This window comes from Pedobacter sp. WC2501, assembly GCF_052682415.1.
Genome location: NZ_JBQZFI010000001.1, coordinates 665,146 through 680,205, shown reverse-complemented (window position 1 = coordinate 680,205; position 15,060 = coordinate 665,146). Strand labels below are relative to the sequence as shown.

Sequence of the window (15,060 nt, the reverse complement as noted above, 5' to 3'; positions counted from 1 at the left end):
ATTAATGCTCCGTTAATACGTCGCACCAGATAAATTTATCGGTCATTACCCTTTTTGGATGCTCCTTGCCGATGCGGAAGCCTAACCAGTTTTTAGGTGCATATACCGTATTATTTTTTTCTGATAGATAAGCAGCCCACCAGGCAAAACTACTGTTTGAAATAATGGCGATGTCTGCATTTTTTATAATCTGAAAATCTGTTATCTCATTATTTGAGGAGAATATATAATTTGGCTGTTCGCCAAAGTAGGTCTTTACGAATTCGATATCATCACTAACGAAATAGATCACACAATCTGTTGTATCGCCCAGGGCATCCAGCCTGGTCTTGAAATAGGACATCGGCAGGGATATATCTCTTTTGCCATAGTTCAGGTAATCCGTTCTCCTGATGTGGACGACAATGGTTTTGTTTGTCCGGAAAACCTCTCCAAATTCAGCCTCAAAACGGTCGGTGAATTCTTTTTTGATCTGTATGTTGAGTCCCTGCGGGATATTCCTCACATAAAAATCGGTTTGGAAGAAGCCCTTGTAGATGCTCTGTTCCTTCACTTCTACCGGTCGTGGAACCTGGATACTTTCGATGTAAATCTCGTTGAATCTCAATATTTTTGGTAATGCGCGGGTAAATACCGAATAGAGCTTTGATGATAAGGTTAGGTTCTGATAAGTCCCGAGATCAAAATATTTAGTCAGGTAGGCATGATGGGGATTTACAAAAAAAAACGATTTGTCTTTGTTGTTTGTTTTTAAGTACTGGAAAAAAGCGTATTGGAAAATTTGGTTTCCAAGCCTTCCGATAAATTTTACTCCGATCATAGCTTCGCTTTTTTTAATATATATTTATTGATGAATTCCGGATAAAAGCGATAGGCGTAAACAAATGCATTGAGTGCATTTACCTTAAGCTCTCTCCAGAGAATAATCTGGGACACGGTAAAACCGAAAATGTTGGCAATAAGGGTGGCGTATGCAGCTCCAATTACGCCATATCGATGAATGAGGAAATAGTTTAGCGTCAAAATTACGCAGGTATTAACAATTACAATGATGAAAGTGACCCTCGTTTTGCCAATGGAATCAATAATTACCCCAAATTGTCTGCCAAAGGGGCCGAAGATGCAATAAAGTAAAGTGATGTTGAGTATAGGAACGGTATCGGCATACTTGTCTCCAGCCAAAAGTCTGATGATCAGGCCATCAAATAGGTAGATAAAAATGATAGCGGGAATTACCATGGCAAGGATTGTGCCTACAGATTTTTCGTAAAGGTATTTAATGGCCTCCTTCCCCTCAGTTTCAATACGTTTGGAGCTCTGCGGAAACACGATGGTGGCCACAGCATTGGTGGGGATATCGATCAGATTTCCGATTCGCACCGCAATGTTAAATGAGCCGGAGGCCGCTGGGGAAATGATACCTGCGAGCATCCACTGATCTATCGTGCCCGAGAGAATAGAACTGACTGATGTGGCGAATGCATATTTGCCATAATGGAAAATCCGGCTGATCCAATGCTTACTAAACCTATAAGTGAAGCTGATGAATTTTTTTACATAGAACCAGGATATGGCGATGCTTACCAGTACAGCAAAGATTTGTATATAGACCAATGTGATCAGGTCGGTTTTAAGGTTAAAAAAGAGGCAGATAAAGAGGAACACACAAAGGACGGATTGCCTTGCCAGGCCACTGAAAAGTACACCTGTATATTTAAAATTGGCCTGCTCAATGCAGTTGAATTGTGTCAGGATCCCTGAAAAGATAAATACAATATTATACAAGTGGAACATGGGTTCAAGTTCCGGTGCTTTGAGCAGCCTGGAGAGATAGCCTGCGAAAATCAGATTCAACAAAATGCAAAGGACGGTAAGGCTGCCACTGATGGTTAGTGTTGCCGAAAAGATGTCTGAATGTTCTTTTTTTTCAGACCCAGACATAAATTTAATGAGCGCACTCTGGATAAGGCCGTTGCGGATGATTTCCAGGATGGTGACCGTTTGAAGGAAAATTCCCCATACCCCGTAATCATTTTTGGTGAGAAGCCTTACCAATACGAAAAATATCGCCAGGTTGATCAGTGTGCCTGAAAAGTTTTGCAGGATGTTGATAATTCCCGATTTAATCCAATAGTTATCTTTTGTCCCGCTCATTTAAGCCTGATTTGGATATAATGATTTGCCTTTTAAATGTTTTTTTGCAAAATCCAGTACATCCTGGTCACTCTTTGCATGGTATATCGCCGCGCCTGAAAACTTAGGATAGAGTTTGGTGAAACAACCAAAATAATGTTCGGGACCTTTTTTGGACAGAATAATATTAATGCCACCAAAATAACTTGCAAGCGCACCTGTTCCGCCATGCGTGGATATAAAATGTTCTGCATTTGCGTAAACCATAAACTGGAAATGGTTAAAGTTATTGGCCTTGCCCAAATTCTGTTTAAACAGATTTTCCATCAACAGTACCTCAGGGTGCTGCTGTTCAATCCAGTCGTATTCGTCTAAATCATAAATATCGCTGTTGTCGTTTGTAATATTTTCAGGTCTGGGCCTGTTGTAAATAATTTGGTATTCAGATTTATAGCTGTTAAACAGTTCATCTAAAAGTGGCATGCTGAAAAAGCTGATCGGTGGGCCATCCCATTCCATATTATAGCGGTTGGCGATAATCAGTATAGGTTTGTCATATCGATAAATATCATTATGATATATCTCTTTTAAAGGAACCTGGGCCCATTTGCACATGTTGTAATTGTGGCTATAAAGAATCCTCGGGGTTTCAAAATTATAGTTTCCGGCTGTCGTCCGGGATGCAAAAGTTTCAAGGTGTTCGGCTGAGAAAAAATACAACTCGGAAGTATATTTTGCCCCTTCGGTCTGCAATAATGTCCCGTTCTTGAAATGCCAGTAGGCAAATGGAAGTGCAAAGGCGATGTCAGGCGTAAACTCCCCACTAAAGCTTATTTTTTTATAGGGCTTTTTAATCACATAATCCCTGATCAAATATTTCCACTGGGTCACCTGGCAAAGATAGGTATCCCTGAAAAAATAGCGGTAACTCGCGGGAACGTTACGATGCCGGATTTTTGTATATAAACCTAAAATTTTGATGATTATTTTCCTTAGCATGTCAAACGGTATTTTGTAGCCACTCATTTTTCTTTTTTAATGCCAGCCAGGGTTCCATGGTATTTAGTCGGTACCTATTGGATAAAGTTAACATTAATCAAAGAGATAAGACCGTGCCGGCCAATCTTAAAAATAATAGTTGAGGTTGAATTTTATATGCCTGTAGAGGTGCCTGGCCGCCCCTATCAAAATATTGGAGGGATGCCTCTTCCAGTTCCGTTTAAAGGTGCTGGGCTCTTCAGTCGAGTTTTTTTGATCAAAAAGACCTTTAAAGTCCTCATAGAATAATCCTTTGCCCTTACGTTTCAGAAACGACATCATCATACTGTATTCTGCCTTTTCTACATTAACCCCTTCCTTATAGTTTCCAAACTTGTTTAAAAAATCACTTCGTCTAAGGTGGGGATGGTCGCTGTACAGGTAGAATTTATTATAGGTGCTCAGGATGTCAGCAGGATTAAAATACATTTGAGAAAACCCTTCGGCAAATGTTTTCAGAAATGGAAAACGCTGATAGGCATAAAACCGAACGATATCCAGTGAACTGTCTTCCTGCATAAAACGGATTGATGCAGAGAGTTTCTGCGGAAACAGGGCAAGGGGAACAAAATCTTCCTGTACATAAAGTGTCAGGGGAAGTGTCGCATTCCGCTGTCCTTTATTAATATTATTTCCCAGGCCCGCATTAGTTGGCGTGGTGATGAGCTTGAATTCAAATTCTGCCTGGAGTTTTTTTACCAGCATAAGATTTTCCGCTGTGCTGCAGTCATCGGATACGATAATTTCCCCAAACCTGCAGCCCAGTGAAGCGAAACTGGAAAGTAACCGGGCCAGCGATGCGGGCCTGTTGTAATGGGTGACCAGCAAGGTGACCTGTGAAAAATAGAACTCTTCTGACTGCATGTATTGATCGTGTTAACTGGCAAAGATTTCCGTTTCCGTTTTTTGACCTTTTAAAGGTACAGTGACGAAAACGGATGGTGAACATTGATAAAATTATTATATTATTTCAAAGCAAAGATTTTTTTGACTGTTTTTTTTACTTTGTAAAACCCTTTTCTGAAAATCCTTACATAATTGGGGACAATTTTAAAGTCTGCCCAGGGTGTCATTTTAAGATACCGGAAAAATTCATTTTTGTAAAACTGACTTCCGTTGTAAGATGAATATATCGGCTTAATGTCAATAAAATGCATAATAAAGGGATCCTTTACGTCTACACCAGCCTTACAGTTCCAACGGTGATCGAGTTCTTTCCAGCTATTGGCGAAAACCACATTAAGGGCATATTGATCTGCTAAAAGTAGCGAATCTTTATTTTCCTCAACGCAGGTCAGTATTTTTTGCGGGATGTTTTCTTTTTTCCATTTTTCAATATCAATTACCAGCAGGCCTGCATTGAAATATTTCGTTTCCGGATCAAGCCCAAGTTCCCGGTAGTTGGGTATTCCTGCCCATTCGCAACTTACCGTTGCCGAATGGTCTTGTACACAGCCGACGGTTCTACCATCCAGTTCCACCGACCATAACTCAGAGATATCCCTGTTTACAATCATATCAACATCCAGATAGATCACCCGTTTTGCGCTACTCCCAACAATATAAGGCGCAAACATACGCATATAGGTAATCTGCGGCATCCCCGTACCGTCAAGGGGAAGGTGTATACCTTCAGGAAGTACCGATTGCATATCATGAAAGGTGAGGGTATAATCATCACCATCAACCATTGATCTTAGCTTTTGAAGGTTTATCCTGGAAATTCCATTATCAATGATCGCAAAAGCAATCTGTTCACTGGTTTTGTGGTTGTTCTGTACCGATCTGATCAGGGGTGCCAATAAAATTGCATAGTGGTTATCTGTTGCTATAACAATATGGATAGTTTCTCTTTGTTTGGACATTCGTTTGAATTAGAGGCTTTTTTGTTTCGGTAGAACATGCAAATTTAGGGAATTAAAATTATTATTCATCTTTTTACAACCTAGCGATCTAAAATTTGAAATTTGGTACCTGTTGCCTATTCAAATGTATCCTCAATATTAAACTATTGAAGTATTTATTTAATATTGTGTTTTAAAAATCAAACCATGTGGCCAATCAAAGTTCCCGAACATATTACCCAGTTTATTGATAAAAGGTTTACCCTGGAGGAGTTGGGCGCTCAGGCTAATGCCGCTTACAAAACCATCTCTAATGGTATCCCTGAAGTGTCGGTAGTGATGCCGGCATTTAATGAGGAGGATAATATCCTACCTACCCTTTCCTCTCTGGCTGCCAACAAAACAAAAAGAGTGGTAGAAATAATTGTGGTGAACAATAATTCTACAGATGGCACTGAAGCGCTTGTGAAGAGCACCGGCGTAAAATGTATCCTGGAAAGCAGGCAGGGAATAACTTTTGCACGTAATTCAGGTCTTGCAGTTGCCAGGGGTAAATACATACTGAATGCAGATGCTGATACCATTTATCCTGCTGACTGGATTGAACAGATGACCAGCCCCCTGGAGAATGCAGGGATTTCACTTACCTACGGAAGATTCGCGTTTTTGCCAATTGCAGCAACCGGACGCGGAACCTATTTCATTTATGAGCATGTGGCAAGGTTTTCACGATGGATCAACAAGATCTTTAAAGACGAGGCCGTAAATGTGTACGGGTTCAATTCGGGCTTTAGAAGAGAGCAGGGAATTGCAGTAGATGGTTTTGACCACCCACAGGGCACCAACGAAGATGGATGGCTGGCACTAAAACTGCGCAATAAGGGTTTTGGCAAACTCCACCTCGTTACCGATATCAGGGCGCTAACATGGACCACTGACAGGAGAATACAGATTGACGGCGGACTGATAAAAGGCTCTTTGAAAAGAATATCGAGGGTATTTGGCGGTTAATTCCAAAGCACATGCAAAGCGAATTGCCAAATACAGTATCCTATAAACGCTTTGTTGAACTCAGAAAGGGCGTGCTCTCTATAAGGAATCAATGTGCTGTATTTTAGCTGCTTTCAGAAATTTCTTCCAGTTTATAGGTTAATTGATAACAAATGTATTAGTGATGAGCATTTTGTCTGTCGACTATAACAAATGACATGTAGAAGTAGAATCTGGTTAAAGTAGGTGATCAAATACCGTTTTCCAGCAGAAACTGATTATCTTTTTTCTTTAGGTATGTTATTGCGGGTTTTTCAATAATATTCCAGGAAAGTATCGCCAAAATAAAGCTTAATGGAATGGTAATAAGCATACTTTGATAACTGGACAATTCTGGGATTTTGTCGGCCACAATCTGCTGTACCAAAAAACCATAGATATAAATTCCGTAAGAGTAATCGCCTGGCAAATTCAATTTCTTAAAAATCTTGGAGATCCCAATGGTTAATGCACCATAAATCATTGTAACATATAAAATAATAATATGGAAATAGGTAAAATAGGAGACTAAGGTGATCAAAACTAAGAGCAGAGCAATTCTATAGTCTATAATAATTAATCGTCGGTAAACATAAGATAATGATCCAGCAAGAAAGATGATTAGTAATTTAAGCGTTATACTTGAGACCATCACCCCAATTGCAGTAAGTCCATCTATAGTAAATAACAAAACAATGCCAATAATAAAAGTCACCAACAGCAGGGGTTTCTTAAATATGTTAAAGAAACCTAAAAAGAACATAAGGCCGTAATATCTCACTTCTGCCGTTAAAGTCCAAAGCGAACCATTTACATTATTTGGATAGTGGTTATTTATAAATACCCCAGGCAAGTCGTACGCAGCCCTATAAGCGATTGTGCAATTTAAAAACAAATATTTCCATGTTTCTTTTGATGTAAAATAGTCATAAACAGGTAATTCAGTTAAAAGTGGGCCGGCAATAAATACTGTAATTACTGTACACACAATTAATGCAGGCCAGATCCGAAATAGTCTCTTTAGTAAGTAAGAAGATCTTGGTTTTGAATGTTCATAACTTTGGGTTACGAAAAGGCCTCCGAAAAAGAAAAATAATGCGACAGCAAGACTGCCGCTATACTCGTCTTTTAATATCTCGCCTATGGGTTCAGGATAACCTTTAGGATCGAATAATATAAAAGAATGGCCATATATAACCATTAATGCAGCTATTAATCTTATCAAATTATAATTGTTATTATTCCTTTGAATAGCGCATTCCAACTTCATGTCCAAATATATAATATTTTCTTAACTGCGATAGTAATGATGGGCTAGGAGAATTTATAGAGATGAACGACAAAATTATGCTCCGTAAAAGGTCTGTGATAGAAACCGTTAATGATGAGCTTAAAAACATATGCCAGATAGAACATTCAAGACATAGGTCATTCGCTAATATCATCGCAGGCCTAATCGCATACTCATTCTTTCCTAAAAAGCCCGCTATTAATTGTCAAACTAAACAATCATCACAGATTTTCGCATTTTGATTAATCGAACTCAGGTTAAAAGGTTAATTGATTGAGGCTAACAATAGTGATTACCTTGCAAAAACAGGCATCATACGTTTTGTGAAATCTTCTGCGCCTTTTCTGTTAATATGGATTTCGTTATAAAAAAATGTTGGATCGTGCTTGTAAAGGTCTCCAAAATTTAAATACTCAACGCCTTTCTCCTTTTTCATCTGCAGGGTGAATTCTGCGATGTTCTGCTCATACTTTTGATCAATCTTAATATCAGCTACGGGTGCGGTGAATAGAATGAGTTCAATTTTGTTAGCCTTGCAGAGTGTAATGATGTCATTCAGGAATTTGTATTTCCCTTTCAATTCGAAAGTCAGGTCTCTTAGCTTTGTAGGGCCTTTATAGTTAACATTAGGATAAAAGAAATCCCCATAGCTGTCAAAGTCCTGGGGCAGCAGATTAAACCCGTCATTGATTACCTCATGAATTCCCCATAACGTGTTGTATTTGGCATACCTGTAAAAGGGTATATATCTGTAAGCGTACCATTCATCGCCAAACTGTTTAAAATGATCAAATACTACAGGTTCTTTGAGATAGGGAAAAAATTTAGGAACAGCAAAATCAAAAATCTCTTCAGTATTTGATGAGAAGGGATCGATCTGCAGGTATAATTTTTTGATTTTGTTATTTTTTAATATAAATAGCTTTAACATGAGGTATTGATCAGTAATCGAACTTCCGTCTACTGAAATATTGATCCCTTTCTTATGGGTCTGTTCTTCTATCATCTTCAGATCCAGGGAGGTATATGCCCTTGAATTTCCATGAACGGCAAAATCGAAGTCCTGATTCCTGATCTTGTCCAGCCATTGGATCTTGGTGTAATTTCCTTTCTGAAATACATAGGTAAAACCTTCATCCAGCAACCAGAAGATGAGATAGCAGATCAGGAGTAATTTAAATAGCTGAATAAAAAAATTCTTCATGGCTAGAATTGAAAATAAATGAAACTGCTCTGTGATACGAGTACCCCGAACAGCGCAATGAGCAGGATCAAGGTAAGATAGCTTAAAAAGCGTACCGATCGGTAAGCATGGAAATAATACTGTACCCTCTGGTTTCCCCAAAAGCCTTCAAAAATGAGCAGTAAGAAGATCAGGGGAAATCCTACAGCAAAGTTGTACAGATCAGTCCCTGTTGATTGCCTTACCTCTGCGATAAAGGAATGGCCATAGTCAAAAAGATTTGCAATGATGGTGAAGGAATCATGGAGGTTGTTTGCCCTGAAAAAAATCCATGCAAAACAGACCACGGAGAATGTCCAGACTGTACCCATCCATCGTGGGAGTTTAAAATTGAAGAACTTCTTTCTCTGATTTAAGGATTCAAGCGAGATCAGCAGGCCATGCAGTGCACCCCAGATAATGAAGTTGATGCTCGCCCCGTGCCAAACCCCCGATACCAGAAAAGTAATGAACAAGTTAAATATCCAGCGGCCCATTCCCACCTTATTGCCCCCTAGTGGGATATAAAGATAATCCCTGAACCAAGTAGATAGGGAAATGTGCCATTTACTCCAGAATTCGCGTATGGATGAAGAGAAATAAGGCCTGTTAAAATTTCTCATCAGGTCAACGCCCATCATTTTGGCAACGCCTATGGCAATATCAGAATAACCCGAAAAATCGCAGTAAATCTGAAAGGCAAAAAATATTGTTGCAAAAAGAATGGATAAGCCATGGTATGATTCGGGATTGTTATAGACCAGATTAACAAAAAAAGCCAACCGGTCTGCTACCACTACTTTTTTAAACAGCCCCCACAATATTCTCCTGGCGCCAATAATCAGGTTATCTGCCTCAAGAGGCTTTAAGTTATTAACCTGCGGAAGAAGTACCTGTGGCCGGTTAATCGGACCCGCTACCAGCTGCGGGAAAAAGGATACAAAAAGAGCGAACCTGCCAAAATTCTTTTCTGCAGGCATATTTCCACGGTACACCTCTACCGTGTAGCTGATACTCTGAAAGGTGTAAAAGGAGATCCCAACAGGAAGAAGGATCTTTGCACTGTGCAACAAAAATGAACCTCCAAACATTGCCGATGTTGCATTAATGCTATCAAGAAAAAAATTAAAATACTTAAAGTAGAAAAGAAGCCCAAGGTTGGTGATGATACTGATACAAAGAAGTAGCTTTTTCCGCCGCTGCTGTGCGGTTTTCTCTATTTTTTTGGCGACGAAAAAATCTATGGTTGCCGGGAAGAAAAGCAGAAAGATGTATTCCCATTTCCAGCACATATAAAAAAACAGGCTGGCAGCCAGCAACATCATCCACACATATTTTTTTGGCAAAAAATAGTAAAGTAAGAGTACGGTGGAAAAAAACAGGAAAAAACTGAGGGAATTAAAGAGCATGCAGTTCTAAATTTCAAAAAATCGAAGATATAAATGAACACTTATAAATGCAATTTTTTATTAAATAATCGGGTCATTTCAGCAGAGCGCTCAGTTGTAAATCAGTGCTGCCGACTGTATTTGAAGATCAGAGAAGCGGGATATCAGAATGCAGCTATGCGCTATAGTCTGCCTTTCCTGAAATTTTAAGTCTTTTTAGTGCTATTAACCTCAATTCGATTAATATTTATTTATAATGACTAATTTTAAGCCCTTGAAACTAGTGCGATCGTCATGCTGAATTTATTTCAGCATCTTTCCTGCTAAATAGACCCTGAAATAAATTACCTTCGGTGAGCTCGTTTAAGGCTCGGTTTACTGCATAGCTTTCCGCTGCGCTACAGGTCAGGGTGACGCTATGAACGAAAAATGTATGTAGTATACTTTAAAGGAGTATTAATAATCGAAATGAGGCTATTAATATTATAAATTTGATCATTGTTAATAATAGAAGGCAGATAAACTGGGTAACCTGTCAGATACCGATCTAAACAGGGAGATAGAAGAGCAATTTAAAATGGGCCACAACTTTCCAAACGCGTAACCAACCGATTATGAATCTGACTGAACATCTGCCAGGCAAAAAAATTTCCATTATCAGTGTCAATTATAATCAGCCAGCGGTAACCCGGCAACTACTGGACTCCATTTTCACAACAAATACTTATTCCAACGTAGAGATCATCATTGTTGATAACGGCAGCAGTGAAAATTTTATTCCCATTTGGAAGGAGCGTTATCCTCAGGTTAAATTTATTCACTCGGAGGTGAACCTTGGGTTCGCAGGGGGAAACAATTTGGGGATAGGGGCAGCAGATGGAGATTACCTTTTCCTGGTTAATAATGATACTGAATTTACTTCCGGCCTGTTGGAAACACTGGTTGGAACTTTTCAGGAATTTCCTGATACGGGCATAGTCTGTCCAAAGATCAATTATTTCGACCAGCCTAACAAAATCCAGTACATTGGTTTTACAGAGCTCACCTCCATTACCGCAAGAAACCAGTGCCTGGGTCAGTTCGAGGATGACAAAGGGCAGTATGACAACAGGATCTCTATCACCGCTTTTGCGCATGGTGCTGCCATGATGGTTTCCCGTAAAGCCTGTCAGCGCGCAGGACTGATGGCGGAAAACTTTTTTCTCTATTATGAGGAAATGGATTGGAGCCTGAACATCCGCAAAGCAGGTTTTAAAATCAGGGTGAATACGGCTGCCCAGATTTACCATAAAGAATCCGTTTCAGTTGGGGCAGATAGCCCCCTGAAAATTTACTATATGAACAGAAACCGTATATTGCTGGTAAGAAAACATTTCGTTTTTTATAAACAGGTACTGTTCTGCATTTATTTTGGACTGATTGTGTTTCCGAGAAACTTTTTACAGTTTCTGTTTAGGGGGAAGCTTAAGCATATCTCTGCGATGTGCAGGGCTATTTATTGGAACCTTAGCAACAGTACCGATTCATTTCAATAGTTGTAACACATACCAAATCTATTTTATCTTATGCATATTTTCTTTATTATCTCTATTCTGCTGGTCTTCTATACCTATGTCGGCTACGGGATTTTATTATATTTTATGATTTTGGTTAAACGTGTATTTGCTCCAGGCGTTCCAAAAGTTTTTAGTTACCAGGAGCTGCCAACCTGTACCCTTATTGTAGCGGCTTTCAACGAGCAGGATTTTATTGAGGAAAAGATTAAAAATACACTGGAACTTAATTATCCTCCGGGAAAACTCCATCTGATTTTTGCTACAGATGGTTCAACAGACCGTACGCCAGAAATTGTTGCACGTTATGAGCAGATTCAACTGATGCATTCCTCCGATCGTAAAGGAAAAATAGCAGCGGTACACCGCGCAATGGATCATGTTGATACTGATCTTGTCGTTTTCACTGATGCCAATACCTTCCTCAATGCCGATGCATTGTTTCACCTCTGCAAACATTATGCAGATGAACGTATCGGTGGGGTTGCCGGAGAAAAAAAAGTATATGCTGATAAACACGCCGATGCTACTGCCGGAGAGGGGATTTATTGGAAATATGAATCGAAATTGAAAGAATGGGATTCAGAACTGCATACCGTAGTGGGCGCGGCTGGTGAACTATTTAGTATCCGCAGGTCACTATATGTTCCCGTTCCACAACAGAGTGTACTTGATGACTTTATGATCTCGATGCGGATCGCGGAAAAAGGCTACAGGATAATTTATGAACCGAAAGCTTTCGCACAGGAAACCTCATCTGCAAATATCGGTGAAGAACTCAAGCGGAAGGTCAGGATTGGAGCGGGTGGAATTCAATCTGTAGTCTGGTTAAAATCCCTGATGAATCCTTTCAAACATCCTGTACTTACTTTCCAGTACATCAGTCACCGTGTGCTCAGGTGGACGTTGGCACCACTGGCACTTATTGCGGGCTATCTCAGTAACATCATAATTGTAACACAGCGCGGTGGCGATGTATATTACATGCTGTTTTTGCTGCAAACCTTGTTTTACCTGATGGCTCTTTCCGGGCTTTGGTTGGAGAAAAAGAAAATCCGATTGAAAATCTTATTCGTTCCTTATTATTTCTGCATGATGAATTATGCGGTACTTGCAGGAACTTATCGCTACTTTTTGGGCAAACAATCCGTGATTTGGGAAAAGGCGGTCAGAAAATAAGCTCGTGGGCTTATGGCACAATATTTTAAATTTAAGCCTTATTTAAGTTCTGATACTAAACAGGAGATGTACATCAGCTTATCCCATACGTATAGCTATCAATCCCAGAGCCTGTTTAAATTTTTATAACTGTTACACTAAGGGATTAATTATTATGTAAAAATCAATATAACGACAGCAATTAATCTACGCGTAAAATTTCTTTGAGTTACCGTTATTTCGGATGGAGTGAAACGCAGTTAAAGAGACCGAAAGCTCTGCGAAGCAAAATCTGCCTAGATAGATCTCTCCATTTCGCTGCGCTACAGTCGAGATGACGATCATTTATTGAAGTATTTAATTAGTTATATTTTAAATCTAGTTTCGTCTGCTGATGTTAAACTGGAATCCGGCAGAGAAGAGGTTGAGTAAAAACTCTGATTTTTGATAGGTATTCACCGTTCTGGAAGTTCCGTTTGCATCTGTTAAATCCTGGCGTTCGTAAGAATAAAAGTAGTCCAGGCTGCTCTCAGCAAAAATATTCATAAAAGGCACTACGTTTACCTTTACGCCGATTATAGGAGAGATGACCAACCCGTTTTTTGATGATTCCGCATACCTCGCTGTGCCAGCAAACATGGTGCTGCCCGGATAGGTATTTCCACTAAACCGATTAGAGCGATAGCCTAGGTCCACGCCAAAATAGGGCTGAATGCGCGAATAGGTAAAATTCTTTTCAAAGCCAACTTTAAACGCAAAATCGGTCAGTGTCCCTACTGCAGTTTCACAGTTCGCGCAGGTATTGGGAAAGGTGATGTCTTTTCTGTAAAAATTTCCCCCAACCCGGTAGCTGATCTGGTTATCATTGAATTTCATCAATAGTGCGTTCGCAAAGGTATGGTTGAAATCCTGGTAGTTGGTCTGGTTGAGTACTTTGGGCAATTGCATAATGCTGTAGGCCCTTAAACCGATGGAGTAGTTGTAGTCTGCACTTGTCTGAGAAAAAATGAGCGATGATTGCGCCAGAAGAATTAAAAGGAGTACAATTTTTTTCATTTGATTAGGATATCAACATCAAAAGTAAAGATATTTATCAGAAGTAGATCATTGATAGGTATTTATATTTACGAATTAATACTCGGAAAGAGAGTAAGGAAAAACACCGTTATTTCTAAATGAGCGTACCTACCCTATCCTTAAGCTAGAAAAAATTATGTATGTTTGCTCGCTTAAAAAGTTATTAAAATAGTTTATGAAAGTTGCGCTAATAACAGGTGTTACGGGCCAGGATGGAGCATATCTGGCAGAATTTCTGCTGAAGAAAGGCTATATGGTTCACGGCTTAAAGAGAAGGTCGTCATTATTCAATACTGACCGGATCGATCACCTCTATCAGGATCAGCACGAAAACAATGTTAATTTCAAACTACATTTTGGTGACCTGACAGATTCTACAAACCTGATCAGGATTATCCAGGAGACCCAGCCGGATGAAATTTATAACCTCGCAGCGATGAGCCATGTGCATGTGAGCTTTGAGATGCCCGAATATACCGCCAATGCAGACGGAATAGGAACGCTGAGGTTGCTAGAGGCCATCAGGATTCTTGGACTCACCAAAACTAAAATATACCAGGCTTCTACTTCTGAACTTTACGGACTCGTACAAGCCGTTCCTCAAAGCGAAACCACGCCTTTTTACCCACGTTCACCATACGCTGTGGCGAAAATGTATGCCTATTGGATTACGGTAAATTATCGGGAAGCTTATGGCATGTTTGCTTGTAACGGCATTCTCTTTAACCACGAAAGCCCGTTAAGGGGAGAAACTTTTGTGACCCGTAAGATTACCAGGGCCGCAGCTAAAATTGCCCTTGGGCTTCAGGAATGTCTTTATTTGGGCAATCTATCCGCACAAAGGGATTGGGGACATGCTAAAGATTATATTGAGGCCATGTGGCTGATTCTGCAACAAGAAAAAGCCGAAGATTACGTTATTGCAACAGGGGTGACTACCACAGTCAGGGATTTTGTGAGAATGAGTTTTGCAGAACTGGGAATAGAGGTGGAATTCAGCGGAAAAGACGAATATGAAAAAGGCGTAGTAATTGGTGTTGATGAGGAACAGATGATCAGTTTGGGCTTAGATGCAAATACTTTAAAGCCAGGCCAGACGGTGATCCAGGTCGACGCAAAATACTTCAGGCCAACGGAGGTCGATTTGCTCCTGGGCGATCCTACAAAATCAAAAACGCAGTTGGGCTGGACACCAAAATATGATCTTCCAGCGTTAGTGAAAGAAATGGTGCATTCAGATTTGCAAGTGATGAAAAAAGATCAGTATTTAAAAGAAGGCGGGTTCAGTACACTGAACTATTTCGAATAATCATAATAAATTAAATAA

13 protein-coding genes and 1 pseudogene are annotated in these 15,060 nt (G+C 39.7%); 5 read left to right on the top strand and 9 right to left on the bottom strand.

The window, feature by feature from the left end; genetic code table 11:
- Position 1: 1 nt before the first annotated feature.
- From ACUN24_RS02935 to ACUN24_RS02915, 5 genes are all read right to left on the bottom strand, one after another.
- Positions 2-820, bottom strand: coding sequence for an alpha-1,2-fucosyltransferase (locus ACUN24_RS02935; protein WP_445561174.1), 819 nt, complete (start codon positions 818-820; stop codon positions 2-4).
- Positions 817-2,154, bottom strand: coding sequence for a flippase (locus ACUN24_RS02930; protein ID WP_445561173.1), 1,338 nt, complete (start codon positions 2,152-2,154; stop codon positions 817-819). The genes ACUN24_RS02935 and ACUN24_RS02930 overlap by 4 nt, the downstream gene beginning before the upstream one ends.
- Complete coding sequence (locus ACUN24_RS02925; RefSeq protein WP_445561172.1) at positions 2,155-3,132, bottom strand: hypothetical protein; 978 nt, start codon at positions 3,130-3,132, stop codon at positions 2,155-2,157.
- A 126-nt stretch (positions 3,133-3,258) separates the two neighbouring features.
- Complete coding sequence (locus ACUN24_RS02920) at positions 3,259-4,035, bottom strand: glycosyltransferase family 2 protein (protein WP_445561171.1); 777 nt, start codon at positions 4,033-4,035, stop codon at positions 3,259-3,261.
- A 101-nt stretch (positions 4,036-4,136) separates the two neighbouring features.
- On the bottom strand, positions 4,137-5,036 hold the full coding sequence (locus ACUN24_RS02915; protein WP_445561170.1) for a glycosyltransferase family 8 protein: 900 nt from the start codon (positions 5,034-5,036) through the stop codon (positions 4,137-4,139).
- Between the two features lie 186 nt (positions 5,037-5,222).
- Between ACUN24_RS02915 and ACUN24_RS02910 the strand changes: the two genes are divergently transcribed.
- A complete protein-coding gene (locus tag ACUN24_RS02910) occupies positions 5,223-6,026 on the top strand; it encodes a glycosyltransferase family 2 protein (protein WP_445561169.1) in 804 nt (267 codons plus the stop codon).
- Between the two features lie 229 nt (positions 6,027-6,255).
- On the opposite strand, the gene ACUN24_RS02905 is transcribed toward ACUN24_RS02910, so the two are convergent.
- Positions 6,256-7,269: an acyltransferase family protein gene (locus ACUN24_RS02905; protein WP_445561168.1), complete on the bottom strand. Its 1,014-nt coding sequence runs from the start codon at positions 7,267-7,269 to the stop codon at positions 6,256-6,258.
- A gap of 101 nt (positions 7,270-7,370) precedes the next feature.
- On the opposite strand from ACUN24_RS02905, the pseudogene ACUN24_RS02900 reads away from it, so the two are divergent.
- A pseudogene (locus ACUN24_RS02900) lies at positions 7,371-7,577 on the top strand (transposase); the annotation flags it as partial.
- Positions 7,578-7,627: 50 nt separating this feature from the next.
- Here ACUN24_RS02900 and ACUN24_RS02895 read toward each other — a convergent pair.
- The gene (locus ACUN24_RS02895; protein WP_445561167.1) at positions 7,628-8,539 is read right to left on the bottom strand and encodes a hypothetical protein; all 912 of its coding nucleotides are present in this window, start codon (positions 8,537-8,539) and stop codon (positions 7,628-7,630) included.
- A gap of 2 nt (positions 8,540-8,541) precedes the next feature.
- Positions 8,542-9,903, bottom strand: a complete 1,362-nt coding sequence (locus ACUN24_RS02890; RefSeq protein ID WP_445561166.1) for an MBOAT family O-acyltransferase — start codon at positions 9,901-9,903, stop codon at positions 8,542-8,544.
- A gap of 656 nt (positions 9,904-10,559) precedes the next feature.
- Between ACUN24_RS02890 and ACUN24_RS02885 the strand changes: the two genes are divergently transcribed.
- Both ACUN24_RS02885 and ACUN24_RS02880 read left to right on the top strand, forming a co-directional pair.
- On the top strand, positions 10,560-11,480 hold the full coding sequence (locus tag ACUN24_RS02885) for a glycosyltransferase family 2 protein (RefSeq protein WP_445561165.1): 921 nt from the start codon (positions 10,560-10,562) through the stop codon (positions 11,478-11,480).
- 30 nt (positions 11,481-11,510) lie between these two features.
- Positions 11,511-12,677: a glycosyltransferase family 2 protein gene (locus ACUN24_RS02880; RefSeq protein ID WP_445561164.1), complete on the top strand. Its 1,167-nt coding sequence runs from the start codon at positions 11,511-11,513 to the stop codon at positions 12,675-12,677.
- Positions 12,678-13,034: 357 nt separating this feature from the next.
- Here the strand turns inward: ACUN24_RS02880 and ACUN24_RS02875 are convergent, their stop codons facing one another.
- The gene (locus tag ACUN24_RS02875) at positions 13,035-13,712 is read right to left on the bottom strand and encodes a hypothetical protein (protein WP_445561163.1); all 678 of its coding nucleotides are present in this window, start codon (positions 13,710-13,712) and stop codon (positions 13,035-13,037) included.
- Between the two features lie 196 nt (positions 13,713-13,908).
- On the opposite strand from ACUN24_RS02875, the gene gmd reads away from it, so the two are divergent.
- A complete protein-coding gene (gmd, locus tag ACUN24_RS02870; protein ID WP_445561162.1) occupies positions 13,909-15,042 on the top strand; it encodes a GDP-mannose 4,6-dehydratase in 1,134 nt (377 codons plus the stop codon).
- Positions 15,043-15,060 lie beyond the last annotated feature (18 nt).